This is a genomic window from Streptomyces sp. SCSIO 30461, from assembly GCF_037023745.1.
In the GTDB taxonomy this organism is placed as follows: domain Bacteria; phylum Actinomycetota; class Actinomycetes; order Streptomycetales; family Streptomycetaceae; genus Streptomyces.
Genome location: NZ_CP146101.1, coordinates 4,999,075 through 5,024,613, shown reverse-complemented (window position 1 = coordinate 5,024,613; position 25,539 = coordinate 4,999,075). Strand labels below are relative to the sequence as shown.

25 protein-coding genes, 1 pseudogene and 1 riboswitch are annotated in these 25,539 nt (G+C 70.7%); of the genes and pseudogenes, 20 read left to right on the top strand and 6 right to left on the bottom strand.

The annotated features are described in order from the left end of the window. Positions 1 to 35: 35 nt before the first annotated feature. Positions 36 to 752, bottom strand: a complete 717-nt coding sequence (locus V1460_RS22405) for a DUF5995 family protein (RefSeq protein ID WP_338675410.1) — start codon at positions 750 to 752, stop codon at positions 36 to 38. Positions 753 to 869: 117 nt separating this feature from the next. Here V1460_RS22405 and V1460_RS22400 point away from each other — a divergent pair, with 117 nt between their 5' ends. Beyond that, on the top strand, positions 870 to 2,069 hold the full coding sequence (locus V1460_RS22400; RefSeq protein WP_338675409.1) for a glycoside hydrolase family 6 protein: 1,200 nt from the start codon (positions 870 to 872) through the stop codon (positions 2,067 to 2,069). A gap of 36 nt (positions 2,070 to 2,105) precedes the next feature. On the opposite strand, the pseudogene V1460_RS22395 reads toward V1460_RS22400, so the two are convergent. Continuing rightward, positions 2,106 to 2,624: pseudogene (locus tag V1460_RS22395) on the bottom strand (MFS transporter); the annotation flags it as partial. Between the two features lie 190 nt (positions 2,625 to 2,814). On the opposite strand from V1460_RS22395, the gene V1460_RS22390 reads away from it, so the two are divergent. The 12 genes from V1460_RS22390 (at position 2,815) to V1460_RS22335 (ending at position 13,138) form a co-directional block, all read left to right on the top strand. After that, on the top strand, positions 2,815 to 3,255 hold the full coding sequence (locus V1460_RS22390) for a helix-turn-helix domain-containing protein (protein WP_198602818.1): 441 nt from the start codon (positions 2,815 to 2,817) through the stop codon (positions 3,253 to 3,255). Beyond that, entirely contained in the window at positions 3,144 to 3,935 is a 792-nt protein-coding gene (locus tag V1460_RS22385; RefSeq protein ID WP_338672555.1) for an IS630 family transposase, read from the top strand. Before V1460_RS22390 ends, V1460_RS22385 begins: the two co-directional genes overlap by 112 nt. A 158-nt stretch (positions 3,936 to 4,093) precedes the next feature. Then, positions 4,094 to 4,224: riboswitch (FMN riboswitch) on the top strand. A gap of 158 nt (positions 4,225 to 4,382) precedes the next feature. Then, positions 4,383 to 5,465: a bifunctional diaminohydroxyphosphoribosylaminopyrimidine deaminase/5-amino-6-(5-phosphoribosylamino)uracil reductase RibD gene (gene ribD / locus V1460_RS22380; protein ID WP_338675408.1), complete on the top strand. Its 1,083-nt coding sequence runs from the start codon at positions 4,383 to 4,385 to the stop codon at positions 5,463 to 5,465. Beyond that, complete coding sequence (locus tag V1460_RS22375; RefSeq protein WP_338675407.1) at positions 5,466 to 6,122, top strand: riboflavin synthase; 657 nt, start codon at positions 5,466 to 5,468, stop codon at positions 6,120 to 6,122. A gap of 5 nt (positions 6,123 to 6,127) precedes the next feature. Continuing rightward, positions 6,128 to 6,775, top strand: a complete 648-nt coding sequence (locus tag V1460_RS22370) for a nicotinamide mononucleotide transporter family protein (RefSeq protein WP_338678152.1) — start codon at positions 6,128 to 6,130, stop codon at positions 6,773 to 6,775. Continuing rightward, positions 6,772 to 8,097, top strand: coding sequence for a bifunctional 3,4-dihydroxy-2-butanone-4-phosphate synthase/GTP cyclohydrolase II (locus V1460_RS22365; protein ID WP_338675406.1), 1,326 nt, complete (start codon positions 6,772 to 6,774; stop codon positions 8,095 to 8,097). The genes V1460_RS22370 and V1460_RS22365 overlap by 4 nt, the downstream gene beginning before the upstream one ends. Positions 8,098 to 8,196: 99 nt before the next feature. After that, positions 8,197 to 8,682 (top strand): 6,7-dimethyl-8-ribityllumazine synthase, encoded by a 486-nt coding sequence (gene ribH / locus V1460_RS22360; protein ID WP_338675405.1) that lies wholly within the window; start codon positions 8,197 to 8,199, stop codon positions 8,680 to 8,682. Between the two features lie 33 nt (positions 8,683 to 8,715). After that, complete coding sequence (locus tag V1460_RS22355) at positions 8,716 to 8,988, top strand: phosphoribosyl-ATP diphosphatase (RefSeq protein ID WP_031486114.1); 273 nt, start codon at positions 8,716 to 8,718, stop codon at positions 8,986 to 8,988. An 84-nt stretch (positions 8,989 to 9,072) separates the two neighbouring features. Further along, positions 9,073 to 9,921: an ATP phosphoribosyltransferase gene (gene hisG, locus V1460_RS22350; protein ID WP_338675404.1), complete on the top strand. Its 849-nt coding sequence runs from the start codon at positions 9,073 to 9,075 to the stop codon at positions 9,919 to 9,921. Between the two features lie 63 nt (positions 9,922 to 9,984). Next, positions 9,985 to 10,461 carry a PH domain-containing protein gene (locus V1460_RS22345; RefSeq protein ID WP_338675403.1) on the top strand — a complete coding sequence of 159 codons (477 nt, stop codon included), beginning with the start codon at positions 9,985 to 9,987 and terminating at the stop codon, positions 10,459 to 10,461. A 182-nt stretch (positions 10,462 to 10,643) separates the two neighbouring features. Beyond that, positions 10,644 to 11,987, top strand: a complete 1,344-nt coding sequence (locus V1460_RS22340) for a hemolysin family protein (RefSeq protein ID WP_338675402.1) — start codon at positions 10,644 to 10,646, stop codon at positions 11,985 to 11,987. Beyond that, positions 11,984 to 13,138, top strand: coding sequence for a hemolysin family protein (locus tag V1460_RS22335; protein WP_338675401.1), 1,155 nt, complete (start codon positions 11,984 to 11,986; stop codon positions 13,136 to 13,138). The genes V1460_RS22340 and V1460_RS22335 overlap by 4 nt, the downstream gene beginning before the upstream one ends. Before the next feature lie 186 nt (positions 13,139 to 13,324). Here V1460_RS22335 and V1460_RS22330 read toward each other — a convergent pair whose 3' ends face one another. Beyond that, positions 13,325 to 15,256, bottom strand: a complete 1,932-nt coding sequence (locus V1460_RS22330; RefSeq protein ID WP_338675400.1) for an AAA family ATPase — start codon at positions 15,254 to 15,256, stop codon at positions 13,325 to 13,327. A 357-nt stretch (positions 15,257 to 15,613) separates the two neighbouring features. Further along, complete coding sequence (locus V1460_RS22325; RefSeq protein ID WP_338675399.1) at positions 15,614 to 16,258, bottom strand: hypothetical protein; 645 nt, start codon at positions 16,256 to 16,258, stop codon at positions 15,614 to 15,616. A 186-nt stretch (positions 16,259 to 16,444) separates the two neighbouring features. Between V1460_RS22325 and V1460_RS22320 the strand changes: the two genes are divergently transcribed. From V1460_RS22320 to V1460_RS22310, 3 genes are all read left to right on the top strand, one after another. Continuing rightward, positions 16,445 to 17,782: a peptidase C39 family protein gene (locus V1460_RS22320; protein WP_338675398.1), complete on the top strand. Its 1,338-nt coding sequence runs from the start codon at positions 16,445 to 16,447 to the stop codon at positions 17,780 to 17,782. Between the two features lie 122 nt (positions 17,783 to 17,904). After that, positions 17,905 to 18,045 (top strand): SCO1431 family membrane protein, encoded by a 141-nt coding sequence (locus V1460_RS22315; protein WP_338675397.1) that lies wholly within the window; start codon positions 17,905 to 17,907, stop codon positions 18,043 to 18,045. 211 nt (positions 18,046 to 18,256) lie between these two features. After that, positions 18,257 to 19,429, top strand: coding sequence for an acyl-CoA dehydrogenase family protein (locus V1460_RS22310; protein WP_338675396.1), 1,173 nt, complete (start codon positions 18,257 to 18,259; stop codon positions 19,427 to 19,429). A 359-nt stretch (positions 19,430 to 19,788) separates the two neighbouring features. Here the strand turns inward: V1460_RS22310 and V1460_RS22305 are convergent, their stop codons facing one another. Next, positions 19,789 to 20,202, bottom strand: a complete 414-nt coding sequence (locus V1460_RS22305) for a hypothetical protein (protein ID WP_338675395.1) — start codon at positions 20,200 to 20,202, stop codon at positions 19,789 to 19,791. A 271-nt stretch (positions 20,203 to 20,473) separates the two neighbouring features. On the opposite strand from V1460_RS22305, the gene V1460_RS22300 reads away from it, so the two are divergent. The 4 genes from V1460_RS22300 (at position 20,474) to fxsA (ending at position 24,675) form a co-directional block, all read left to right on the top strand. Then, complete coding sequence (locus V1460_RS22300; RefSeq protein ID WP_338675394.1) at positions 20,474 to 20,914, top strand: Lrp/AsnC family transcriptional regulator; 441 nt, start codon at positions 20,474 to 20,476, stop codon at positions 20,912 to 20,914. A 10-nt stretch (positions 20,915 to 20,924) separates the two neighbouring features. Next, complete coding sequence (locus V1460_RS22295; protein ID WP_338675393.1) at positions 20,925 to 22,547, top strand: amidohydrolase; 1,623 nt, start codon at positions 20,925 to 20,927, stop codon at positions 22,545 to 22,547. Between the two features lie 706 nt (positions 22,548 to 23,253). Continuing rightward, on the top strand, positions 23,254 to 24,042 hold the full coding sequence (locus tag V1460_RS22290; RefSeq protein ID WP_338675392.1) for a polyprenol monophosphomannose synthase: 789 nt from the start codon (positions 23,254 to 23,256) through the stop codon (positions 24,040 to 24,042). A 51-nt stretch (positions 24,043 to 24,093) separates the two neighbouring features. After that, positions 24,094 to 24,675, top strand: a complete 582-nt coding sequence (gene fxsA / locus V1460_RS22285) for an FxsA family membrane protein (RefSeq protein WP_338675391.1) — start codon at positions 24,094 to 24,096, stop codon at positions 24,673 to 24,675. Positions 24,676 to 24,961: 286 nt separating this feature from the next. On the opposite strand, the gene V1460_RS22280 is transcribed toward fxsA, so the two are convergent. Further along, positions 24,962 to 25,336: an RNA polymerase-binding protein RbpA gene (locus tag V1460_RS22280; protein ID WP_030757047.1), complete on the bottom strand. Its 375-nt coding sequence runs from the start codon at positions 25,334 to 25,336 to the stop codon at positions 24,962 to 24,964. Positions 25,337 to 25,539: the final 203 nt, after the last annotated feature.

Below are 25,539 nucleotides of genomic sequence, written 5' to 3'. Positions count from 1 at the left end.
CCGTTTCCACGCCCGCGTGCCGGGTCGCCGTCGCGTCACGGCCACGGAGTCAGCAGGCAGCGACCGACCAGCCCGACAGCCGAGTCCAGCCGTTCGGTGAACTCCTCTGCCAGATCCGGGAGTCCCCTGACACCCCACAGCAGTCGGGCCGCCGACCATGCTCCGTCCCTGGCCCGCTCCAGGCTCCATGAGCCCAGCAGATGAGTCACGGGATCGGCGATCTCCAGCAGATCGGGTCCAGGCATCAGATCTTCACGGATGCGCTCCTCCAGCAGTGTGAGGATCTCGCCCACGCGATCGAACGCCACCTCCAGGCGCTCCGGTTCGCAGCCGAGCGTACGGCAGGTGTCCACCACGGCGAGCGCCAGATCGTGCCCGATATGGGCGTTGATCCCGGCCAGCGCGAACTGCAGCGGTCGTACACCGGGATGGCGCCGGTACTGGAACAGCGGGCGCCAGCAGGCCGGTGGCCGGGCTCCCGTCGCGGCCTTCTCCACGGCATCCAGATAGCGCTCGGCGAAGAGAACGCCCAGCGTGACGGCGGAACGCCGGTCGGGGAACTCCCCGCGGTCGATACGCCGCCCCAGTGCCTCGCTGACCGTCAGATAGACCCGGTTGAACACCGCGACCCCATCCCGCTCCGGCCAGTGGCAGGACAGTGCGCGCATCCGTTCCACCACCGGGCCGATCGAGGGATCACCGGGTCCGCGCGAGAGCTCGGCATGTGCTGCGAACTGTTCCGTCTGCGCCATGCAGGCAGCGTCCCAGTCCTAGGCTCGGCCGGGTGCCGCCAGGACCGGGCTTCCCCAGAACGAGCGAAGGACCGGATGACGGGCGGCTGCCGGAAGAGGTCGAGGGGGGAACGGGCGGTGGCAGGCGTACGCACCCGACGCCGTGCGGAGCGGCGGGAACGCCGTCGCGCGGCGCGCCGGGGGATCATGGTGGGCACCGCGGCCGCGGTGGTAGCCGTCGGCACGGCCATGGGAATGGTGTCCGCGGTGGGAGGGGAGGACCCCGGCCGGGACACGGCCCGCACGGCCGAGACGACACGGCCACCCACCACGGCACCGCTGCCCGCGCGCCCGGCCGTCTCGCCCGCGCCGTCCGCCGCGTCGAAGTCCCCTCCGGCGCCCAGCGCTTCGCCGAGCGCCGTGCCGAAGTCCGCCCCGAAGCGGTCGGCTGCCCCGGCTCCGTTTCCGGAACCCGGCGGCGGAGTGCTCTACCGGCACCCGGATTCGCAGGTCATCGACTGGGTGCGGGCCCATCGCGGCGACCCGCGCAGGGCGCTGATCGAGGCCCGTATCGCCGCTCGGCCCGCCGCCGTCTGGTTCGCCGCCCACAACCCCGGCGAGATCACCGGCGAGGTGCGTGCCGTGACCTCCGGAGCCGCCGCGCTGGGCCGGGTACCGATCCTCGTCCCGTACGCCATCCCCGACCGCGACTGCGGGGGCGCCTCCCAGGGCGGAGCACCCGATCTGGACGCGTACGGGCGCTGGATCGGGGAGTTCGCCGACGGACTGGGCACCGCACCGGTCATCGTCGTGCTCGAACCCGACTCGCTCGCCCTCTCCGACTGCCTGTCCAGCGCGGACAGGGCCGCCCGAAGCGCAGCGCTGGCGAAGGCGAGCCGTATCCTCAAGGCAGCCAACCCACGCGCGAAGGTCTACTTCGACGCGGGGCACTCGGGATGGCACTCCCCGGCCACGATGGCGCGTCTGCTGCGTGCCGCGGGCGCCGCCACCGGCGGGGACGGCATCTTCACCAATGTCTCCAACTTCCACCGCACGGCCGATGAGACGCGCTATGCCAGAGCGGTGCTCGACGCCCTGGGTGGCCCCGCGCGGCTCGGTGCCGTCATCGACACCAGCCGCAACGGCAACGGCGCACCCCGGGCCGGCGCCTGGTGCGACCCGGGCGGCCGGGCTCTCGGGCAGGCGCCGACGACACGGACCGGACAGGCGCGGATCGACGCCTTCCTGTGGATCAAACTGCCCGGTGAGTCCGACGGTTGCCGGGGTGCGGCAGGCAGCTTCACCCCCGACTACGCCTATGACCTCGCGACGGGCTGAGCAGCCACCCCGGCACGGTCGGCGGCGGGGGAGTCAGAGAACCCCGCCCGCCGTGGCGAGCACCCCGCCGATCCGTACCGTACGGACGGCCCCGAAGCGGTCCACGACCCGGTCGCCCATCAGCCGCGCCACCGCCATGGTCAGGGCGAACGCGGTCGTGGAGGCGGCGGCGAGACCGGCTGACGCACCGAGCTCGTCCCGCAGGTGCACCGCCGACCAATCGAGGCTCGCCCCGTCCGCGAACACTCCGCAGAAGCCGATCGCCCCGATGGCCAGCGCGGATCGCGGCGGTAGCGCGAAGCGCGGCGGGGCCTCGTCGCCCGGGGCGCTGGGACTGACGGCTCCGGCGAGTGGCATCGCGAGCGAAGCCCCGATCGCCGGGAACGCGAGGGCCAGCCCCAGCAGCCCGGCGCCCACCCCGGCGTGGTCCTGGACCCAGGGGATACGGGTGGCGAAACTTCCGGTCACGGCGCCGTGCACGCAGAACACGGCGGCCACGGCCCAGCGTGCGCGGCTCAGCCTCAGCCCATCGGACGCGACGCCCTCGCTCGTCATCTGCGCCGTCCTCCCCGAGCCTCGTCCCACCGATGGCCGATGAGCCACGCAGAGGGTAAGAGGACTAGTAGATTGTCGCACCTAAGTATGGCTCTGATTGGTGGAGTTGACGGTCGGGCAGTCTCCCCTCGTCGCTTCACTTCGGCCGGGCGGGGGTGCCATGTCGTCACAAAAGAAGTATCCGGTTGCCTTGAGTGCTGAGGATCGTCAGGCGTTGGTGCGGGTGACCACGACGGGAGTCCGCAGCGCGTCGATGATCAGACGGGCGCGGGTGTTGCTCGCGCTGGATACGTCGGTCGGCGAGGTCGATCCGCGGGCGGTGATCGCGGACCGGGTCGGGGTGTCGTGCGAGTCGGTCCGGCTGGTCTCGAAGCGGTACGCGGAGACCGGCGGCGATGTGTGGGCCACGGTCGGCCGGAAGGAACGCGCCTGCCCCCCGGTGCCCTCCCCGGTGACCGGTGAGGTCGAGGCGAGGCTGATCGCGCTGGCCTGCTCGACACCGCCCAAGGGCCATGCCCGGTGGTCGCTGCGCCTGCTGGAGAGGCACGTGGCGCTGATCGAGGACATCCCGAACCTGGACCACTCCACGATCGGCCGGGTTTTAAAAAAACGGAACTGCGTCCTCACCTGAAGAAGTGCTGGACCATCCCGCCACGAGCGAACGCGCAGTTCGCGGCCCGGATGGAAGACGTGCTGGCCGTCTATGCCCGGCCCTATGACCCGGCGCGTCCGGTGGTGTGCATGGACGAGAAGCCGTACCAGCTGCTCGGCCACGTCCGCGATCCGCTTCCCCCGCGGCCCGGCCGTGACCGCCGCGAGGACAACGAGTACGTCCGCTCGGGGACCTGCTCGATCTTCTGCTGGGTTGAACCGCTGCGCGGATGGCGACGCGTGGATGCCCAGCCCCGCCGGACCAAGGTCGACTGGGCGCACCAGGTCGAACACCTGCTGACCGTGGACTATCCCGACGCCGCCACGGTCGTGCTGGTGATGGACAACCTCAACACCCACACCACCGCCTCGCTCTACGAGGCGTTCGACCCGGGGAAAGCCTTCGCGCTGGCCCAGCGCCTGGAAATCCACCACACCCCCAAACACGGGTCCTGGCTCAACATCGCCGAGATCGAGCTCTCCGCGCTCACCCGCCAGTGCCTGGACCGCCGCATCGACGACCTCACCGTGCTCAACACCGAACTCGCCGCCTGGCAGCAGCACACCAACAGCAACCAGCGCCAAGTCGACTGGCACTTCACCACCGACGACGCACGCGTGAAACTACGCCACCTCTACCCAACCACACAGCAAAACTAAGCCGCGACAATCTACTAGACCAGTACGGTCAACAAGGCCGTACCCGGCGTCCGTGCCCGTCGGACGCATGCTCGCCCGACCGCCCCTGTGAGCCAGGACACAGGGCGTCACCCGCTTGGTCCACTGCCCGGCGTGGCACACTTTCCCTGTATCAGCAGCAGCGCACTCCGGGGTCGGTGTAATTCCGAACCGGCGGTTATAGTCCGCGACCCGTCCGCATCCAGCGGCCGGTTGACCAGGTGAAATTCCTGGACCGACGGTGAAAGTCCGGATGGGAGGCAGTGCGCGGCGGGCGACCCTTGCGGTCCGTCGGCCGTCTGCGGTCGATCGTCCTCAGCGGCGACCGGTACCGCGACCCGGCGTTTCCTCCAGGGCATCGTGCGCTTGCTCTGTCGTTCGATCGACGACAGCCCCCGGAGTCCGTGCCCGAAGAGGCAGGAGGACCGGGTGGCCACCGCAGCCGACATCAGCGCCATGCGCCGAGCCATCGAGCTCGCCGCCCGCGCACTCGGCTCCACCAGCCCCAACCCCGTCGTGGGATGTGTCATCACCGACGCCTCCGGAGCGACCGTGGGCGAGGGCTACCATCAGCGTGCCGGAGGCCCGCACGCCGAGATCCACGCCCTGCGCGCGGCGGGCGAACGCGCCCGGGGCGGCACCGCCTACGTCAGCCTCGAACCCTGCAACCACACCGGCCGCACCGGCCCCTGTGCCCAGGCCCTGGTCGAGGCCGGGATCGCCCGCGTCGTGTACGCGGTGGCCGACCCCAACCCACAGGCGACCGGCGGCGCCGGGACCCTCCGGTCCGCGGGCGTCGGGGTGGAGCAGGGCCTGCTCGGCGACGAGGCCGAGGAAGGCAACGTCGCCTGGCTCACCTCCGCGCGCCTCGGCAGGCCCCATGTCGTGTGGAAGTACGCCGCCACGCTCGACGGCCGGAGCGCCGCCGCCGACGGCACCAGCCGCTGGATCACCTCGCCCGAGTCGCGCGCCGACGTGCACCGGCTGCGTGCCGAGGCCGACGCGGTGGTCGTCGGCTCCGGAACCCTGCGCGCCGACGACCCCCATCTCGCCGTGCGCGGTGTCGAAGGCGCCACCCAGCCGCTGCGCGTGGTGCTCGACACCAACGCGAGTGTCCGGCCGACCGCCCGGGTGCTGGACGACGCCGCGCCCACCCTGATCGTCACCGGCGAGCACGCCGACACCCGGCATCTGCCCGGTGCCGACATCGCCCGGCTGAGCGCGGACGAGGCCGGTATCGGCGTCCGTGCCCTGCTCGACGAGCTGTACGGACGCGGTGTCCGCTCCGTACTCCTCGAAGGCGGACCGACCCTGGCCGGGTCCTTCATCGCCGCGGGAGCGGTCGACCGAGTCATCGGCTACCTCGCGCCCGTATTCCTCGGTGCCGGCCGCCAGGTACTCGCCGAGGCCGGAATCTCCACCATCAGCGAAGCGTTGCGGCTCGACATGACCGAGACCGTCCGTATCGGCCCCGATCTGCGGATCACCGCGACTGTCCCCAAGGGAGCTTGAGTGTTCACCGGAATCGTCGAAGAGCTGGGTGAGGTCACCGACGTCGAGGAACTCGACGACGCCTCCCGCTTCCGCCTCCGCGGCCCCCTGGTCACCGAAGGTGCGAAGCACGGCGACTCCATCGCCGTGAACGGCGTCTGCCTGACGGTCGTGGAGACAGCCGACGGAGAGTTCACCGCCGATGTGATGGCCGAGACGCTGAAGCGCTCCAGTCTGGGTGCGCTTACCGCCGGCGCCCGGGTCAACCTGGAGCGGCCGATGGTGGCCGACGGCAGGTTCGGCGGGCACATCGTGCAGGGACACGTGGACGGCACCGGCACCATCGTGCGGCGCACACTCTCCGAGAACTGGGAGCTCGTGAGGATCTCCCTGCCGCAGGAACTCGCGCGCTATGTCGTGGAGAAGGGCTCCGTCACCGTCGACGGGGTCAGCCTCACCGTGGTCGAGGCCGGTGCCGACTACTTCACCATCAGTCTGATCCCCACCACCCTCGCGCTGACCACGCTCGGCATCAAGCAGCCTGGCGACCCGGTCAATCTCGAAGTGGACGTGATCGCCAAGTACGTCGAGCGACTGCTCGGCACCCGCCCGGACGCGGGTACGAGCCCGGGCACGATCACGGGAGCGGGCCCCGGCACCGGAGAGAGCGCCCGGTGAGCTCCCTGGACTGGCTGAACGCCGAGGCGTTCACCGCCTTCGGCCAGCACATCAAGTGGTCGGACATGACCGGCAACCTCATCGGTCTCACGGCCCTCGCGCTCGGCTGGCGCCGCTCGGTGTGGACCTGGCCCGTCCAGTTCGCCTCCGGACTCATCCTCTTCGCCGCCTTCGCCACCTCCCACCTCACCGGGAGCGCGGGCAAGCAGCTCGTGGTGATGGGCGTCGCCGTCTGGGGCTGGCGGCAGTGGAGCCGGGGCCACAGGCAGGAGCGGGACGGTGCGATCGCCGTCCGCTTCGCGACCTGGGGGGAGCGGGCGGTGATGGCCGGGGCCGCGCTGCTCGGCACCCTCGTCGTCGGCGGACTCTTCACCCTGTATCCCAGTCTGTCCTGGGACCCGTGGCCCGACGCGTACATCTTTGTCGGCACGCTCGTGGCGATGTACGCCCAGGCTCGCGGAATGGTCGAATTCTGGTTCGCCTGGCTGCTGGTCGACCTCGTCGGCGTACCGCTCAACTTCGCGAACGGCTACGTCTTCTCCGGATTCGTTTATGTGATCTACGGCGTGCTGGTCCTGTGGGGCCTGCGCGACTGGTGGCAGCGGTCCCGCACCGCTCCTGCCCTCGAAGGACTGGAAGGAGCGGCAGCATGAGTGTCCTGCCCACCTGGAACCCGGCCGACGGCATGGACGAGGACCTCCGCCTCGACCCCGTCGAACAGGCCATCCGCGACATCGCCGCAGGCCGGCCCGTCGTGGTCGTGGACGACGAGGACCGCGAGAACGAGGGGGACCTCGTCATCGCCGCCGAGAAGGCCACCCCCGAGATCGTCGCCTTCATGATGAGCGAGTGCCGGGGCCTGATCTGCGCCCCCATGGAGAGCGACGAACTGGAGCGGCTCGAACTGCCCCAGATGGTCCAGCACAACACCGAGTCCATGAGCACGGCCTTCACCGTGTCCGTGGACGCCTCCGCCGCCCACGGCGTGAGCACCGGGATCTCCGCCTCCGACCGCGCCACCACGCTCCGGCTGCTGGCCGGCGGCACGGCCGGGCCGGGAGACTTCGTGCGTCCAGGGCATATCTTCCCGCTGCGCGCCAAGCCCGGCGGTGTGCTCGCCCGCAACGGCCACACCGAGGCGGCCGTCGACCTGGCCAGGCTCGCCGGGCTGCGTCCCGCCGGGGCGATCGTGGAGATCGCCGGCGAGGACGGCGCCATGCTGCGGCTGCCCGAGCTGATCCCGTTCGCCCGCAAGCACGGTCTGACGATCATCTCGATCGAGGACCTGATCGCCTACCGTCGCAGCGCGGAGCCGACCGTGCACCGCGAGGCCGAGGTCAATCTGCCCACGGCGCACGGCGCGTTCACGGCCTACGGCTACCGTTCCACCGTCGACGGAGTGGAGCACGTCGCGCTCGTCCACGGTGACATCGGTGACGGTGAGGACGTGCTGGTCCGCGTCCACTCCGAGTGCCTGACCGGCGACATCTTCCACTCGCTGCGCTGCGACTGCGGGCCCCAGCTGGAAGCATCCATGGAGCGGGTCACCGCTGCGGGCCGCGGTGTGGTCGTCTATCTGCGCGGCCACGAGGGACGCGGCATCGGCCTGGTGTCCAAGCTGCGGGCGTACGAACTCCAGGAGCGCGGACGGGACACCCTGGACGCCAACCTGGAACTCGGACTACCCGCCGACGCCCGCGACTACGCGGCGGGTGCCCAGATCCTGGCCGACCTCGGGGTGCGCAGCCTGCGGCTGATGACCAACAACCCCGACAAGATCAGCGCGCTGGTGCGGTACGGCCTCAGGGTCGAGGGCCGTGAGGCCATGCCGGTCCAGGCGGGGGAGCACAACGTCGGCTATCTGCGCACCAAGCGCGACCGCATGGGGCACGACCTCCCCTGGCTGGACGAGCAGCCCAGGGCCGCCGGCGCCGGGACCACATCGGCGACCGCGTCGACCTGCGCCAGCCAGTAGCGGCAGCACAGCGTCGACGCCCCCAGGCACCAACGGCATCAGCCGACACCCCCAAGAACCGACAGCATCAACGGCACCACCTGAGATCCAAGGAGAAACGTGAGCGGCAAGGGCGCACCCGAACTGTCCGTACGCAACTGCGGAGACCTCCGCGTGGCCGTGATCGCGGCCCAGTGGCACGAGAAGATCATGGACGGCCTCGTCGACGGCGCCCTGCGCGCGTTGCACGAGCTCGGCATCGACGAGCCGACCTTGCTGCGGGTCCCCGGCAGCTTCGAACTCCCGGTCGTCGCCAAGGTGCTCGCGGGCCGCGGCTATGACGCGATCGTGGCTCTCGGGGTCGTCATCCGGGGTGGTACGCCCCACTTCGAGTACGTGTGCCAGGGCGTCACCCACGGCCTCACCCAGGTCTCGATCGACACAGGCGTCCCCGTCGGGTTCGGTGTGCTCACCTGCGACACCGAGGCGCAGGCCCTCGACCGCGCGGGTCTGGATGGCTCCAACGAGGACAAGGGGCACGAGGCGGTGACCGCCGCTGTGGCCACGGCGGCGACCCTCCGTTCAGTATCTGAACCCTGGCGTTGAGGAGGACCCACTTCCGCGTAGGGTGGGACCACCATGTCCAAGAAGACGTTCGAGGAGCTCTTCACCGAGCTCCAGCACAAGGCAGCCAACGGCGATCCCGCCACCTCCCGCACCGCCGAGCTCGTGGGCAAGGGCGTCCATGCCATCGGCAAGAAGGTCGTCGAGGAGGCCGCCGAAGTCTGGATGGCCGCCGAGTACGAGGGCAAGGAGGCGGCGGCCGAGGAGATCTCTCAGCTGCTGTACCACGTCCAGGTGATGATGGTTGCCCGCGGGATCTCCCTGGACGACGTCTACGCACACCTCTGAGCAGCCTCGATCCGAACACCGCCGGCACCCACGGCACGACACACGCACCACGCACGTTCCTACGCACCGAAGGAAGCCCGCCCCATGCTGCGCATCGCCGTTCCCAACAAGGGTTCACTCTCCGGACCTGCGGGGGAGATGCTCCATGAGGCGGGTTACCTCCAGCGCAAAGACTCCAAGGAACTCGTCCTGGTCGACCCGGAGAACGAGGTCGAGTTCTTCTACCTGCGCCCGCGCGACATCGCGATCTACGTCAGCTCGGGCCGTCTCGACATCGGCATCACAGGCCGCGACCTGCTTCTCGACTCGGGCGCCGGCGCCGAGGAGATCCTCCAGCTCGGATTCGCCCGCTCCACCTTCCGCTACGCCACCAAGCCCGGCACCGCGAGCGGCGTCGAGGGCTTCGGCGGACTGACGATCGCCACCTCGTACGAGGGCATCGTGGCCAAGCACCTCGCGGACAACGGCATCGACGCCTCCGTCGTCCACCTCGACGGCGCCGTCGAGACCGCGATCGAGCTGGGCGTCGCCCAGATCATCGCCGACGTGGTGGAGACCGGCACCAGCCTGCGCAACGCGGGACTCGCCGTGATCGGTGACCCCATTCTCACCTCGGAGGCGGTGGTCATCCGCCGCACCGGCGCGGAGGCCGGCGACCCGAAGGTCGAGCAGTTCCTGCGCCGCCTCCAGGGGGTCCTGGTCGCCCGCTCCTACGTGATGATGGACTACGACTGCCGGGTCGAGCACCTGGAGCAGGCGGTCGCCCTCACCCCGGGCCTGGAATCGCCGACCGTGTCCCCGCTGCACCACGAGGGCTGGGTCGCGGTGCGCGCCATGGTCCCCGCCAAGGAGGCACAGCGCGTCATGGACGATCTGTACGCGCTGGGTGCACGTGCGATCCTGACCACGGCGATCCACGCCTGCCGCCTCTGAGCGCGTACAGCACACAGCGGACAGCGCGTACAGCACACAGCGCAGAGAGCACAGCGGAATCCGATGTCTTCGTCTTCCTCGTCATCCGTGGACCAGCAGGAACTTCCCACACTCCCGGTCACTTTCCGGCCCACCCGCACCAGGGCGGTCCTGCTGACCGTGGGCGCGGTGATGTTCGCCGTCATCACGGCCGTCGCCCTCGCCCTGGAGAGGCTCAGCACGGGGGAGCGGATCAGTTTCGTCTTCATCGCGCTGCTGTTCTTCGGGGTGCTGGCCCTCCTCAGCCGCCCCAAAGTCGTCGCCGACGAGCAGGGCGTGACCGTGGTGAACCTCACCCGCAGCCGACGGCTCGACTGGGCGGAGATCCTCCGGGTCAACCTCCGTCCGGGTGACCCCTGGGTGTTCCTCGACCTGAGTGACGGCACCAGCCTGCCCGTACTCGGCATCCAGCCCGGAATCGCCCGGCACCATGCCATCCGGGACGCGCGGGCCCTGCGCGCACTCACCGACGCGCGCGGTACCGATACGGAGCACGGCTGAGGCCTGCCCGGCGAGGCAGGGGCATGATTACCCTTGACGCGGAGGTGCCGGGTGCACCTCCGCCTCGTACCCGCGCGGCCGCCGTGGCCCGTGAGGCACCTACGACCCGAGGAGTGACTCCCTCCGGCAATGGACGGATCGTCCGGTAGTACCTGCGCCGCCCCCTCACCTGAGGCGGCGGCATGATCGTCCCGCTACTGCTGCTCTGTGCGGCATTCGTGCTGATCCTCGCGAACGGCTTCTTCGTGGCCGCCGAGTTCGGCCTGGTCACGGTCGAGCGTGCCGACGCGGAGCGCGCCGCGGCGGAAGGCGACCGCCGTGCCGGCGGTGTCGTACGAGCCCTGCGCGAGCTGTCGTTCCAGCTCTCCGGCACCCAGCTCGGCATCACCATCACCTCCCTGGTCGTCGGTATGCTCGCCGAGCCCGCGCTCGCCGAGCTGCTGAGTGGGCCGCTGACCGCGGTGGGGATACCCGACGGGGCTGTGTCCGGGGTCGCCGTGGTCATCGGCATGCTGCTCGCCTCCGCCGTCCAGATGGTGGTCGGGGAACTCGTACCCAAGAACTGGGCGGTGTCCCGGCCGCTCCAGGTCGCCCGGTTCGTGGCCGGTCCGCAGCACCGTTTCTCCGCGCTCTTCCGACCCGTGATCGCCCTGCTCAACGCCGTCGCCAACCGCCTGGTGCGGATGCTCGGCGTGGAACCCGCCGATGAGCTGGCATCGGCCCGCACTCCCGGCGAGCTGGTATCCCTCGCCCATCACTCGGCCCGTGCCGGGGCGCTTGAGCAGGACACGGCCGAACTGTTCGTACGGACCCTGTCACTGGGCCATCTGACCGCCCAGAACGTCATGACCCCGCGGGTGAAGATGAGCGCCCTCCAGTCCGACGCGACTGCGGCGGATGTCCTCAACCTCACCCGGGCCACAGGACTCTCCCGCTTCCCCGTCTACCGTGACCGCATCGACGAGATCGTGGGCATGGTGCACCTGAAGAACGCGCTCGCCGTTCCGGCGCACGCCCGGCTGCGCACCCCGGTCGGCCGTATCGCGGTGCCGCCCCTGCTCGTCCCGGAGACCCTGCCGGTGCGCCAGCTGCTGGAGCGGCTGCGCAGCGAGCAGCCCATCGCCGTCGTCGTCGACGAGTACGGCGGCACGGCCGGAGTCGTCACCCTGGAGGACATCGTCGAGGAGATCGTCGGCGAGGTACGCGACGAACACGACGTCCACGAGGCCGACGGGCGGCCCGAGCTGGCCCCCGTCGCGCCCGAGGACGGCAGGCCCGCCTGGGAGGCGGACGGCAGCTGCCGGGTGCTCACCCTGCGGCGGATAGGACTCGATGTACCCGACGGGCCCTACGAGACCGTCGCCGGCCTGGTCGCCGACCTGCTCGGCCGAATCCCCGCCGCGGGCGACAAAGCGGAGCTGCCGGGCTGGAAGCTCTCCGTACGGCAGGTGGACCGCTATCGCGCCGAGCGCGTCAAGCTGGTGCGCACCACCGAGGTCCCGGACGTCATGGAGGGCGTCCGATGAGCCTGCTCCAACTGCTGTTCGCCCTGCTCCTCGTCCTGGCCAACGGCTTCTTCGTGGGCGCCGAATTCGCCCTGGTGTCGGTGCGGCGCAGCCAGATCGAACCGCTGGCGAGCGGGGGTTCGGCACGGGCCAGGCAGGTACTGCACGGGCTGGAGAACCTGCCTCAGATGATGGCCGCCGCGCAGTTCGGCATCACGGTCTGCTCGCTGACGCTGGGCGCGGTGGCCGAGCCGACCGTGGCGCATCTGCTGGAGCCGGTCTTCCACGCCGTGCATGTACCCGAAGCACTGATCCACCCGCTCGGCTATGTGATCGCGCTGGCGGTCGTGGTCTTCCTGCACCTCGTCATCGGCGAGATGCTCCCGAAGAACCTGGCGATGGCGGCTCCGGAGAAGACCGCGCTGTGGCTCGCACCGGCGCTCGTCGGTTTCGCCCGGCTGTGCCGCCCGGTGACCGTGGGGCTCGGGGCATGTGCCCGCGTCGTGCTGAAGCTGTTCCGGGTCGAGCCGAAGGACGAGGTCGAAGCCGTCTTCACCAGCGACCAGCTGGGGCAGCTGGTCGAGGACGCGGGCCAGGCCGGTCTGCTCGACCCGGAGGAGCAGGAGCGCCTCGAAGACGCACTCGAACTGGGCAGCCGCCCGGTGACGGACGTCCTCATCGCCCGGTCGTCGCTGGTGACGGTGCCACCTTCGGTGACTCCCCGTCAGATCGAGGAGCTGACGGTGCGCACGGGCTACTCGCGCTTCCCGGTCAGGGGCGAGGGCAGCGGCCCCTTCATGGGATATCTGCACGTCAAGGACGTGCTCGACCTCGAAGACGGCGAGCGGGCCGTGCCCCAGCGGGTGTGGCGCCCCATGGCCACGCTCCGCACGGAGCTTCCGCTGGACGACGCGCTGACCGTGATGCGCCGTGCCGCCACCCATCTGGCCCAGGTGGCCGACGGGTCGGGCCGGGTGCTGGGCCTGGTGGCTCTCGAGGACGTGCTGGAGATGCTGGTCGGTGAGGTACGCGACCCGGCGCACCAGGTCGCTCCTGCCCCGCGCCGCCCCGTGACGAGCACGGTCCTGGCTGCCCAGCCTGCGGAGGCCGGGCCGGTGATCCCGGTGGATGCCGTGCTGGGGGCCGTGGGCACTGAGGCCCCGGCTCGCTGAGCCGGTGCAATCGCCGGAGGAGTCGGCTCCTGGTCCCGGGGGCAATCCCCCGGGCCGGGAGCGGGCGCCCCGGCTCTGTCTCATCGAGGGCTCGGCCGCCCGGACGGCGACCGGGCGTGTGCCGGTTCCCGCATGTCCCCGGCCTTCGGCGGCCGATGTCCCCTGCGGATCGTCCGCCCGCCGGGCTCACAGCCCCGAAGCGTCCTGCGGCCCGCGGTCGGCAGGGCCCCGGCCCGACAGCACCTCCCCGTACGCCTGCATCAGATCGGGCAGCCGCAGCGTCGCCAGATCGCCGCGGGTCGGGGTGCCCGGGTAGCCGGTGAGCCGCAGGTCCCGGTACGCGCAGCTCTTCTCGTACAGGGTGCGCAGAAATCGCCCGTTGCCCAGCTCGTCGATCCAGCCCTGATCGACCACATGACCGCTGATGGAGCGCAGCTCGTCGAGCGCCTCCTCGTCCCAGCCGTCCCCGTTGGCGGCGGCGAGCACCTCGCCGATCGCGGTCAGCTCCAGCGGACGGTACGAAGGGAAGTCCACGCGGGAGGTGAACCGCGAGGACAGCCCGGGATTGGCGGTGAGCAGCCGGTCCATTCCCTCCGGATACCCCGCCAGGATGACCACCAGGTGGTCGCGGTTGTCCTCGGCCCGCTTGAGCAGCACCTGGAGCGCCTCGTCGCCGTAGGCGTCCCCCTTGCTGTACCCGCTGTTCGAGAGGGAGTACGCCTCGTCCACGAACAGCACCCCGCCGAGCGCCGAGTCGATCAGCTCGTTGGCCTTGACCGCGGTCTGTCCGAGGAACTCACCGACCAGGTCGGACCGCTGCGCCTCCACCAGATGATCCCCGCCGAGCAGGCCCAGCGCGTAGAACACCCGGCCCAGGATGCGCGCCACGGTGGTCTTGCCGGTTCCGGACGGCCCGGAGAAGACGAAGTGGCGCTTGGGCGGCTGGACCGGCAGCCCCTGCCCCGCCCGCAGCCGGGCCATCTCCAACTGCGCGGACAGCGCCTTCACCTGCCGCTTCACCGGCTCAAGCCCGACCATCCGCTCCAGTTCGGCCAGTGCTTCGGCGAGCAGCACCGGGTCGGTGGGACCGGATGGGTACGACGGCGGTGCCGACTGGGCGGGCACACCCGACTTCTCCCGTACTCCGGGCACGGGTGCCGCCGGGGCCGGTGCGCCGAGCTGAGGCTGCTGCTCCCCGCCGAACCGTGTCTCGGGAGGGAGCGGAACCTCCGGTTCCGGAGGTACGCCGTCGATCGTGTCCTGGCAGTAGCCGGAACCCGCGAGCGACACCGCGGCCAGCCCGGCGGATCCCCCCGGTCCCTCGAAGCCGTTCAACCCGTCGAATCCGCCGCCGTCGTCGTATTCGGCGATGGCGGCCAGCCGTGCCGACGTGTCCATGAAGGCCGGATCGACCCGGTGCACCGCCCGGTACAGCGGCAGCGCGGCGGCGGACCGCCCGGTGCCCTCGTGGGCGCGGGCCAGCCAGTAGCGCAGCTCCTTGCGCTGCGGCTGCTCGCTGCGGCAGCGCATCAGCGCCGCCGACAGAAGCGGCTCGGCCTGCCCGTACATCTCCAGACGCACCCGCGCCATGCCCCCGAAAAGCCCCGCCTCGATGCCCAGCAGGGGGTCGTCGACCAGCGGTGCCGTGTGCCTGACCAGTTGCTCCCAGTCCTTGACGAGATACGCGCGGCAGGCGTGGAGGAACCGCACCTGGGGGTCGGCGTCGATGGGCGGCAGCCCCGCGAGTGCCCGGTCCAGCTCGGGGACATGGCGGCCGTCCAGCCAGTGCGAGGCGTGCGCAAGCAGCAGATCGCGCGGGCTCTCCAGCACCGGCTGCACCCACCAGCCCAGCCAGTACCAGGAGTTCAGGGTGCGCCGGTGCCGGGCACGCTGCTCGCCGAAGCGCTCCCGATGGCGGTACATCCGCAGCAGCGCCGTCGTGGTGTCGACGCGTAAGGCGTGCAGGCCGAGCCAGGCATCCGCCATTTCCGGGTCGAGCCGGACCGCTGCTCTGAACTCCTCTTCCGCCTGCGGGTACGCGCCCATGGTGTAGGCGTCCACACCGCGCACCCAAGCGAGGTCGGCCGGGGCAGTCGAGCCCTGCGTGGCGATGTCCATCCGGTCCCCCACATATGTGCCCCCGTGACCTCCCGCCGGGCGGGCGCCCGTCGGAGCGTGCTGAACCACCGTGCCGCGGACGGGAATTGACCGCACCGAGATGCATCGTACCTGCGCAGGCGCAGGTGAATAAGGGTGCTGTGCCGACGGCCGGGCGGTGACCCAGGGTGACTGCAGGGGTTCGGAAGGTGCGCGAGGGCGCGGAGAGGTGGGCAGAACGAAGCCCCCGATCACGGGGGAACAACCGGGGGCTTCGTGTACGGGCGACTCCGAAAAGCCGCACATTCAGAACGTAAGACCTGTCTGGCCCTTGGGTCAAGCAGAGTTGAGGCACTCGAACGGTCGATTTCCGACTGCTCAGTACGGCGGCGAAAGCCGATCACTTTCCGTGATGAATTGACTCGTGTTCGCTGTTGTCCCTGGCCCCGGCAGCCACGTGTACCCCGTGGAACTCTCCCGCACCACAGTGTCGGCGAAGGGGCGCGAAGGGTCATCGGTGAAGTGACGTGTCTCCGCCACGGTCCACGCGTCCCAGAACTCCCTGAGTGCGGGACCGTCGCGGTGGCGGCCGCGTGCCCAGGAGTCCTCTGCTCCCCGGTCCATCCAGAAAAGCCGCGCGAGATGGGGACGCAACACCTTCCGGCCAGCTCCGACGCCCTCGATGAGTACGACCGGAGCCGGGTCGAGCGGACACGGGGGAGCGAAGCGGCGAGGAGCCCAGTCGTAGGGCCGGTAGAGCGCGGTCCGCCCCCGGGACAGCGGCTCGATGACCTGGGTCTGCAAACGGCCTGTCCAGGCGAAGAGTTCGTCGTGCGTGGCGATGTCGTCGAGATGCAGCACGGGCGCGTCCCCGAGTGCCTCGGCGAGGAGCGCGGTGAAGGTGCTCTTTCCCGAACCGGCATGACCGTCGACCGCGACCAGCCTCACCGGGCCGCAGGACGGTCCGAGAGCGCGCAGTGCCGCTGCGGCACGGCCGAAATCGAGACGGACGCCGGAGTTCACAGCAGCCACCCTACGGCGCGCCCGCGTCCGTCCGGCATTCGGCTCCTCCCGGACTGCGCCGGCGCGCATCCCGTCGTTCGGGTGGCGTCGTGCGCGTCCCGGACACACCCGGACGGAAGCATCCGGATACCGGGGATAGTGGGATCCCGACCACCCCGGCTGTCCTGCCCACGAGACGGAGATCCCATGACCGGAACCGCTTCGCGCAGAACCGTCCTTTCCGCCGCACTCGCGGCCGCGGCCGGAGCGGGCGGGGCGGCCCCGTCGGCCGCGCAGGGAGCCGCTGCCGCCGCCCGCACGGTGGACAACCACTTCTGGGCGACCCAGGGCGACTGGTCCAGGGGAGCCACCGCGGGCGTCCGCCTCGTCACCGGCACCCGCCCCGGGGTGGCCATCGGCTCGTCCGTACGCCGTACGACCTACCGTGACCCGCACACCGGGCGCACCAGCCCCTGGGAGTGCGGGAGCTGGACCTCGCCCTCGCACCGCCCCGGCGCTCCGGCGACCGAGATCGTCGTCTCCTGGAACGCCCACACCCCGGCCGGTACCTGGATGCAGGTGGAGCTGACGGGCATCTATTCGGACGGCGGCGCGATGCCCTGGTACGTCATGGGGCGCTGGGCGTCCGGCGACGGCGACATCCGCCGCACCTCCGTGGACGGCCAGGGCGACGGCAGGACCTCCGTCTCGACCGACACCCTCTCCGTGGACGCCCCTGCGAGCGGTCTGCGGATCGCCTCCTACCGGCTGCGGCTCACCGTCTTCCGTACCCCGGGTACCACCCGCACCCCGACCGTCTGGCGGGTCGGCGCGATGGCGTCGGCCGTCCCGGACCGGTTCACCGTGCCCGCGTCCGCTCCCGGACTCGTGCGCGAGTTGAAGGTGCCGCGCTACTCCCAGAACATCCACATCGGCCGGTATCCCCAGTACGACAACGGCGGCGAGGCCTGGTGCAGCCCCACTTCCTCGCAGATGATCATCGAGTACTGGGGCCGGAGACCCACCGCGCAGGACCTCGCCTGGGTCGATCCCGCCTACACCGACCCGCAGGTCTGCCACGCGGCTCGCCACACCTACGACCACCAGTACGAGGGCTGTGGCAACTGGCCCTTCAACGCCGCATACGCCGCCACTTATCGGGGCATGAACGGAGTGGTCACCCGCCTCCAGTCGCTCACCGAGCTGGAGAGCCTCGTACGTGCGGGCATCCCGGCCATCACCTCGCAGTCGTTCCTCAAGGGGGAGCTGACCGGCGCCGGATACGGCACCGCCGGGCATCTGATGACCGTCATCGGTTTCACCGCCGCGGGCGATGTGATCGCGAACGACCCCGCGTCCCCCAGCAACCCGGCAGTCCGCAGGGTCTACCGGCGGCGCGAATGGGAGAACATCTGGCTGCGCACCAAGCGCCGCAACGCCGCAGGGAAGGTGGTCTCCGGCACGGGCGGCGTCTGCTGCCTCTACTGGCCCGAGTCGCCGACCTCGGCCCAGCGCGGAGCCCTCGCCGCACTGGGGGTCCACTGACGCGGCCTGTCCCGAGCGGGGGCAGTGACAGCGGTCACTGCTCCCCGGCGGCCCGGCTGGCACTCTGGTCGGGTGAAGCCGGGGGGACCGCCACGACCGCGACGACGACCGAGCGAGACACCATGAGCGCGACCACCGCAGCCGGTACCCGTGCCCGTACCGGAGGCCCCGAGGACAACGGACCCAAGATCCTCGAACACATCCTGGGCTGGACCCTCGTGGTCGTCATCGCCATGTTCGTCACCCAGACCGGGCTGCTCTGAACGCTCCACCACTTCGCTCAGCCGCAGGCAGACGGCCTGCCCGCGAGTGACGGACGCCCTCCGATCGGGCATACTCGACCCGCCACAGCCGCTGGTCGGCCCCTTCCGTGATCCGGGAGGGCAGCATCGGCGCATCAGGTGAAACATCCGGCGGCGCCCGTACACCCCGCGGGCGACCGCCGCAGCGCCCGACAGGGAGGAGAGCGCCGCAATGCCCGACCGCGCCCCGCAGCCGGTGGACCGGATACTGCCCACCGAGGAGTCCAGGGATCTCATCGCCCTGGTCCGTGAGCTCGTCCAGCGGGAGATCGCCCCCCGCGCGGCCGAGGAAGAGGAAGCGGGCGTCTTCCCGCGGGACGTCTTCACTCTGCTCTCCGAGTCCGGACTGCTCGGACTGCCGTACGACTCCGAGTTCGGCGGCGGTGACCAGCCGTACGAGGTCTACCTCCAGGTCCTGGAGGAGCTCGCCGCCGCCCGGCTCACCGTCGGGCTCGGTGTGAGCGTGCACTCCTTGTCCTGCCACGCCCTGGCCAACTACGGCACGAAGGAACAGCAGGCCGACCAGCTGCCGGCGATGCTGGGCGGCGGGCTGCTCGGCGCCTACTGCCTCTCCGAGCCGTCGTCCGGCTCGGACGCCGCCTCGTTGCGCACCAAGGCAGTGCGGGACGGGGACGACTGGGTCATCAACGGCACCAAGGCGTGGATCACACACGGCGGCGTCGCCGACTTCTACACCCTTCTCGCCCGCTCCGGAGGCGAAGGGCCGCGCGGGATCACCGCCTACCTCGTGCCCGGAGACGCCGAGGGGCTGAGCGCGGCCGCGCCCGAGAAGAAGATGGGCATGAAGGGCTCCCCGACCGCGCAACTCCACTTCGACGGTGTACGCGTCCCCGACGCGCGCCGTATCGGTGAGGAGGGCCAGGGGTTCGCGATCGCGCTGGCGGCGCTGGACGCCGGGCGTCTCGGCATCGCGGCCTGCGGTATCGGCGTGGCCCAGGCGGCGCTTGACGAGGCCCTCACGTACGCCGCGGGCCGGCAGCAGTTCGGCCGCCCCATCGCGGACTTCCAGGGCCTGCGCTTCATGCTCGCCGACATGGCCACCAAGGTCGAGGCGGGCCGCTCGCTGTACCTGTCCGCCGCCCGGCTTCGGGACGCGGGCAAGCCGTACTCACGGCAGGCGGCCATGGCCAAGCTGTTCTGCACGGACGCGGCCATGCAGGTGACCACCGACGCGGTGCAGATACTGGGCGGCTACGGCTACACCGCCGACTTCCCGGCCGAGCGGCTGATGCGCGAGGCCAAGGTGCTCCAGATCGTCGAGGGCACCAACCAGATCCAGCGGATGGTCATCGCCCGTCACCTCGCTGGGCCAGAGTCCCGCTGACCCATCCGGTCCGCGGCGCCCATGCCGGGGCCGCAGTCAGCCTGTTCCATTCCTGGTCGCGGCGGCCCGGCAGGGTCCGCCCTGCCTGTGCCCAATTGCGCATCAGGTCACGGTAGATGGGCGGGTCCACCGACCGCGGAACCGATTCTTCCGTGTGCGGTGTCATCAGACGCCGACGGCCGGTGCCGCCTGTGGTGTGCTGCGGGTACGGGGTCATGCCCGAAAAACGCCACCGGGCACCGCGGGGTCACCGTCCGGCCGATACGAGAGCCAGTTCGTGCTGTCCCCCGCCACGGGGCGGGGGCGGCCGACGCTGATCCCGTCGCCGTGGCGCAGGAGCAGGGGGACGTACGGGTCGATCAGGCGGCCCGGCGCATCGAAGGAGCCTTGATCGGGTGCGAGCCCGGCCCGCCGACGTGTGAGAAGGGCTGCGTCCGCCAATCGAGGCCCTGGGGGAGCGTCAGCAGCAGCGCGGTGTCCTGTTCCTGGATTTCCAGCGATTCGTCAGCGGGGCTTGCGTCCGCGGCCGACCGGCCCGTGCCCGCGCACACGGACAGCACGAAGGGGTTCCACGGCGTCGGGCACAGGGCGTGCTCGGGGAGGGCCACCTCGTCGGCGAGCAGTGCGATCGGCTGGGCGCAGTCCGGGCAGATCACCCGGTACATCTCGAAGGTGTCGTAGCCACCCCGCTCGTCGTCCGCGATGTCGTCATCGGGGACGGTGGAATCAAGAGGCTCCGGTTCGGTACGTCCGGTGCGCTTCACACTGTGCATGGAGAATCTCCCCCTCGGGTGGGCCGACCAGGCATATGCGGCCTCGACCACACCAAGCACTTCCCTCGCGACTGCCTGGATAACCGCGTGGCGTCGAGGGACACGGCCACGACCTTGTGGTGTTGGTCACATGCCGCGGGTCGCGCGTCCCTGCGGGGCTCCATCTCGCGCCTCCCGTCCCTTGTCCGAGCCTCCACCCGTCCCTTGTCCGAGCCTCCATACGAAGCAGCCCGCTGTGCCCGGGGTGGCCCGGGGCAATAGGTTGATCCTCATGGAGGAGCTGGATCGTCAGATCGTCGAGTTGCTCGTCAAGGACGGGCGCATGAGCTACACCGACCTGGGCAAGGCCACCGGCCTGTCCACATCGGCGGTGCACCAGCGCGTGCGGAGACTCGAACAACGCGGTGTCATCCGCGGATACGCCGCTGTCGTGGACCCGGAGGAGGTCGGCCTGCCGCTGACGGCCTTCATCTCGGTGAAACCGTTCGATCCGAGCGCCCCGGACGACATCGCCGACCGGCTCGCCTGCGTGCCCGAGATCGAGGCGTGCCACAGCGTGGCCGGGGACGAGAACTACATCCTGAAGGTCCGCGTCGGAAGCCCGATCGAGCTGGAGGAACTGCTCAGCCAGATCCGCTCACTGGCAGGTGTCTCCACACGCACCACCGTGGTCCTGTCCACCCCGTACGAGGCACGGCCGCCGCGAATCTAGGCTGGTGCCCATGAGTGAGAGCGTGCCCCCGGGCGAACACCGCACCGTGCTGCTGCGCGGCGGAGACGTACACAGCCCCGCCGATCCGTTCGCCACGGCCATGGTGGTCGAGCGGGGCCATATCGCCTGGGTGGGGTCGGAAGGCGCGGCCGACGCCTTCGCGTCCGGCGTGGACGAGGTCGTGGACCTGGAAGGCGCCCTGGTCACCCCGGCGTTCGTGGACGCCCATGTGCACACCACCGCGACCGGTCTCGCACTCTCCGGACTCGACCTCTCGCACGCCCGCTCGCTCGCCGACGCGGCCGACCGCGTCCGCGCCTACGCCGCAGCGCGTCCCGACGACCGCATCCTGATCGGACACGGCTGGGACGCGGCGCGCTGGCCCGAGCAGCGCCCGCCCCGGCGGGCGGAGCTCGACGAGCTCACCGGTGGCAGGCCGCTCTACCTCACCCGGATCGACGTCCATTCCGCAGTGGTCACCAGCGCCCTTCTCGACTCGGTGCCCGGGATCCGCGCCATGAGCGGTTTCCGCGAAGGCGAACCGCTCACCGGGGACGCCCACCACGCGGTGCGTTCCGCCGCCTACGCCGCCGTGTCCCCCGAGCAGCGCGCCGAGGCCCAGCGTCTGGCGCTGCGGCACGCAGCCTCGCTCGGCATCGGCACCGTCCATGAGTGCGCGGGGCCGGAGATCTCGTCCGAGGACGACTTCACCGCCCTGCTGAAGACGGCGGCCGAGGGGCACGGCCCCCGGGTCGTCGGCTACTGGGCGGACACGGACGTGGAGCGGGCCCGCGCGCTCGGAGCGGCGGGAGCGGCCGGTGACCTGTTCGCCGACGGCTCGCTCGGTTCGCATACGGCCTGCCTCCGCGAGGCATACGCGGACGTGGCGCACTCCGGTGTGGCCCACCTCGACGCGGCTGCCGTCGCGGCCCATGTCGGCGCGTGTACCGAGGCCGGGATCCAGGCTGGATTCCACGCGATCGGCGACCGGGCCGTCGGCAATGTGCTCGAAGGCGTCCGGGCCGCCGCCGACGCGCTCGGTCTCGCCCGGGTGCGTGCTGCCCGGCACCGAGTGGAGCACGCTGAGATGCTCGACCCCGAGACCATCGCCGCCTTCGCCGAACTCGGTCTCACGGCTTCCGTCCAGCCTGCCTTCGACGCGGCGTGGGGAGGCGACACGGGCATGTACGCCCAGCGTCTCGGCGTGGAGCGGGCGCGTGCCCTGAACCCGTACGCCGCACTGCTGCGCGCCGGGGTGCCGCTGGCCTTCGGCTCGGACAGCCCCGTCACTCCACTCGACCCCTGGGGGACGGTCCGTGCTGCCGCCTTCCACCGCACCCCGGAGCACCGGATCTCCGTCCGAGCCGCCTTCACCGCCCACACCCGGGGCGGCTGGCGGGCGATCGGGCGGGACGACGCGGGCATCCTCGTGCCCGGCGCGCCCGCCGACTACGCGATCTGGCGCACGGGTGAACTCGTTGTCCAGGCTCCCGACGACCGGGTCGCCCGTTGGTCCACCGACCCTCGCTCCGGTACGCCTGGCCTGCCGGATCTCACCCCCGGCACGGACCTCCCGGTATGCCTGCGCACGGTGGTATCCGGACAGACGATCCATGTGCGGCCTAACGAGTGAGATCGGAATTAGTCGTACTGCGACCCATCGGCCGGGCGGCTCGGGCACTACCTGCGGGTCTGCCCGCCTGACCTGCGGAATCAAGCAAACGTCGCAGATGACACGCCTGTTGACAGAGTGCGGAGTGAGGCGGGTAGGTTCGGCCGAGTCCACCACAGGACGTCCAACCGGCCGGAACTTCCACGCAGTCGTCGAACGCCGCTGGATCATGGGGGTGGTGCGCCGCAACGGCACGCCGCCACTGGGAGCCAGGTTCAGCGCCCGCGCCTCGGGGGCGAGGGGAGGCCGCGCCCGGTTGGGGTCTCCTCTGTCCGGCCTGTACCGCAGGAGCTCGGGGGAAGGTGCGATCCGGGTGGGACCCGGCGTTCAGTAGACAACGGCATTCGGGCGACCCGCAGCCAGCGGGTCCCAGGCCGGCCCGAAGGACGCCGGGTTCCGATCCGCTGCCGTCCGCCGTGGCAGGCGCTGTGTCTTTCAGCCGTCGGGTGCCGTGCCCTGGTGGGTCCTCCCTTGTCCTTCAGCGGTGGTTGCCGTGCTGTGGTCCGCATATCGGTCATGACGGACCCTGCCGGATTTTTCGGTGCGTCTCGGTGGTCCGAAGGCCCCCACGGCCCCGCCGTGGGGGCCTTCGGACCCGTGCCGAGGTGGCTGTGTCGCCAGTGGTCGCTATGGTGGGGCTCTGCGTAGTGACGTCAAAGGGGCATTAGTGAACGACGGTGGTCAGAGGCGGTACGGCCCGCTCGGCAAAGCCTTGGTGATCATCCCCACCTACAACGAGGCCGAGAACATCGAGCCGATCGTCTCCAGGGTGCGTGCCGCGGTGCCGGATGCGGACATCCTGGTCGCCGACGACAACAGCCCTGACGGGACCGGAAAGATCGCCGACGAGCTCTCCGGCGAGGACGCCCAGGTGCACGTCCTGCATCGCAAGGGCAAGGAGGGCCTCGGCGCCGCCTATCTCGCGGGCTTCCGTTGGGGGATCGAGCACGGCTACGGAGTCCTCGTGGAGATGGACGCCGACGGGTCCCACCAGCCCGAGGAACTGCCCCGGCTGCTCACCGCGCTCAAGGGCGCCGATCTCGTCCTGGGCTCCCGCTGGGTGCCGGGCGGGCGGATCGTCAACTGGCCGAAGTCCCGCGAGTTCATCTCCCGCGGCGGCAGCCTCTACTCGCGCGTTCTGCTCGACGTCCCGATCCGCGACGTCACCGGCGGCTTCCGCGCCTTTCGCACGGAGACTCTTGAGGGCCTCGGCCTGGAGGACGTCGCATCGGCCGGCTACTGCTTCCAGGTCGACCTGGCGCGCCGCGCGGTCGCCGCCGGATTCCATGTGGTGGAGGTCCCGATCACCTTCGTCGAGCGCGAGCGCGGCGACTCCAAGATGAGCCGGGACATCCTCGTCGAGGCGCTCTGGCGGGTCACCGCCTGGGGTGTGAGCGCCCGGGCGAACCGCCTCATCGGCCGCCGCCCGGCGAAGCCCTCCCGGCCGGCTCCCTGACCGGCTGCGTTCCTTACGCCGTCCGAGCGGCCGGCCAGGCACACTGGGGGCATGACGACCGGTGTACGCACTCCGACCGCCCCGCAGCGCTCCCGCGCCCGCACCTTCCTGCCCCTCGCTGTCGCAGCCTGGCTGCTGCTGGAGATCTGGCTGCTCACGCTGGTGGCCGGAGCGGCCGGCGGGTTCACCGTGTTCGCCCTCCTCGTGGCGGGCGCGGTGCTCGGTGGCGTGGTGATCAAGAGGGCGGGTCGTCGGGCCTTCCGCAATCTCACCCAGGCCTTCCAGCAGCAGCCCGGCGCGGCCCCGACGGCGGCGTCGGGCGAACGGCAGACCGAGGGCAATGGCCTGCTGATGCTGGGGGGACTGCTGCTGATGCTACCCGGGCTGATCTCCGACGCGGCCGGTCTGCTGCTGCTTCTGCCGCCGGTACGCCAGGGCGTCGGGCGCTACGCGGGGAAGTCCCTGGAGCGCCGGATGCGGCAGGCCGCGCCCGGTTCACTCGAGGATGCGCTGAGGCAGGCCCGTATCCACCAGCCGGACGGCAAGGTCGTCCAGGGCGAGGTCGTCCGTGAGGACGCCTCTCCCACCCCGCCGCAGCCGGGCACGGGCCAGCACCCGCCGTTGGCGCCGTAAGGCGCCGTATGTGCCCCCAGGGCTCCGGGTGGCCGAAAGCCACCCGGAGCCCTGGAGGCCGCTGCTCCGAGACTCAGGCCGCTGGTGTGACCCCCGCCGTCGGGGCGTGCCGTCACACGTGCGGCCGTCCGTCGTAAGCGGACGCCGCACCCCGAGCGCGCCGGGCCGAGCCGGAGGTGCAGGACAAAAAGCCGCGGGCTGCGGCACACATGTCGTGTGCGGCAGCCCGCGGCTTCGGTTCGTACCTGCCCCGTACGTGGTGATGCGTGACGCGTGCGCCTGGTCCTTACGCGGACTTCCGGCTGTCACGCGGGTGCACCGCGATGTTCATGGCCCCGGAGCGCAGGACGGCCAGCCGCTCGGCCAGTACCTCCTCCAGCTCCTCACGCGTACGCCGCTCCATGAGCATGTCCCAGTGTGTACGCGCGGGCTTGCCCTTCTTCTCTTCGGGGCCTTCCCCGTCCACCAGGAGTGCCTGGGCGCCGCACGCCTTGCACTCCCACTCCGGCGGAATCTCCGCCTCAACCGAGAACGGCATCTCGAAACGATGTCCGTTCTGGCATGCGTACTCCACCGCCTGGCGCGGGGCCAGATCGATGCCGCGGTCGGTCTCGTAGCTGGTCACCACGAGGCGCGTGCCGCGAAGAGCTCGCTCACTCATGAATCGTGCCTCCCGGGCTTGTCGCCCACAGGACAGGTGTCGCTGTCGTCGTCATCCGGTCAACGTCCGGTCGGCGGTAAAGATTCCCGCGCATGTCCGTTCCGGTCCATGCGTCGTTGCCCGTCGTGCCGCCCCTTGTTGTACCCACCAGTGCCCGGTTTGTCACATCTGGCAGAAAGTGTCACCCAGCGTTCTGGGGAATT

Coding starts and splice junctions, on each gene's coding strand:
- V1460_RS22295 (WP_338675393.1), top strand. CDS start 20,925: ATGAGTGAGAGCGTGCCCCCGGGCGAACACCGCACCGTGCTGCTGCGC.
- V1460_RS22310 (WP_338675396.1), top strand. CDS start 18,257: ATGCCCGACCGCGCCCCGCAGCCGGTGGACCGGATACTGCCCACCGAG.
- V1460_RS22340 (WP_338675402.1), top strand. CDS start 10,644: ATGATCGTCCCGCTACTGCTGCTCTGTGCGGCATTCGTGCTGATCCTC.
- V1460_RS22315 (WP_338675397.1), top strand. CDS start 17,905: ATGAGCGCGACCACCGCAGCCGGTACCCGTGCCCGTACCGGAGGCCCC.
- V1460_RS22300 (WP_338675394.1), top strand. CDS start 20,474: ATGGAGGAGCTGGATCGTCAGATCGTCGAGTTGCTCGTCAAGGACGGG.
- V1460_RS22305 (WP_338675395.1), bottom strand. CDS start 20,202: ATGCACAGTGTGAAGCGCACCGGACGTACCGAACCGGAGCCTCTTGAT.
- V1460_RS22330 (WP_338675400.1), bottom strand. CDS start 15,256: ATGGACATCGCCACGCAGGGCTCGACTGCCCCGGCCGACCTCGCTTGG.
- V1460_RS22320 (WP_338675398.1), top strand. CDS start 16,445: ATGACCGGAACCGCTTCGCGCAGAACCGTCCTTTCCGCCGCACTCGCG.
- V1460_RS22365 (WP_338675406.1), top strand. CDS start 6,772: ATGAGTGTCCTGCCCACCTGGAACCCGGCCGACGGCATGGACGAGGAC.
- hisG (WP_338675404.1), top strand. CDS start 9,073: ATGCTGCGCATCGCCGTTCCCAACAAGGGTTCACTCTCCGGACCTGCG.
- V1460_RS22355 (WP_031486114.1), top strand. CDS start 8,716: ATGTCCAAGAAGACGTTCGAGGAGCTCTTCACCGAGCTCCAGCACAAG.
- V1460_RS22280 (WP_030757047.1), bottom strand. CDS start 25,336: ATGAGTGAGCGAGCTCTTCGCGGCACGCGCCTCGTGGTGACCAGCTAC.
- V1460_RS22345 (WP_338675403.1), top strand. CDS start 9,985: ATGTCTTCGTCTTCCTCGTCATCCGTGGACCAGCAGGAACTTCCCACA.
- fxsA (WP_338675391.1), top strand. CDS start 24,094: ATGACGACCGGTGTACGCACTCCGACCGCCCCGCAGCGCTCCCGCGCC.
- V1460_RS22405 (WP_338675410.1), bottom strand. CDS start 752: ATGGCGCAGACGGAACAGTTCGCAGCACATGCCGAGCTCTCGCGCGGA.
- V1460_RS22335 (WP_338675401.1), top strand. CDS start 11,984: ATGAGCCTGCTCCAACTGCTGTTCGCCCTGCTCCTCGTCCTGGCCAAC.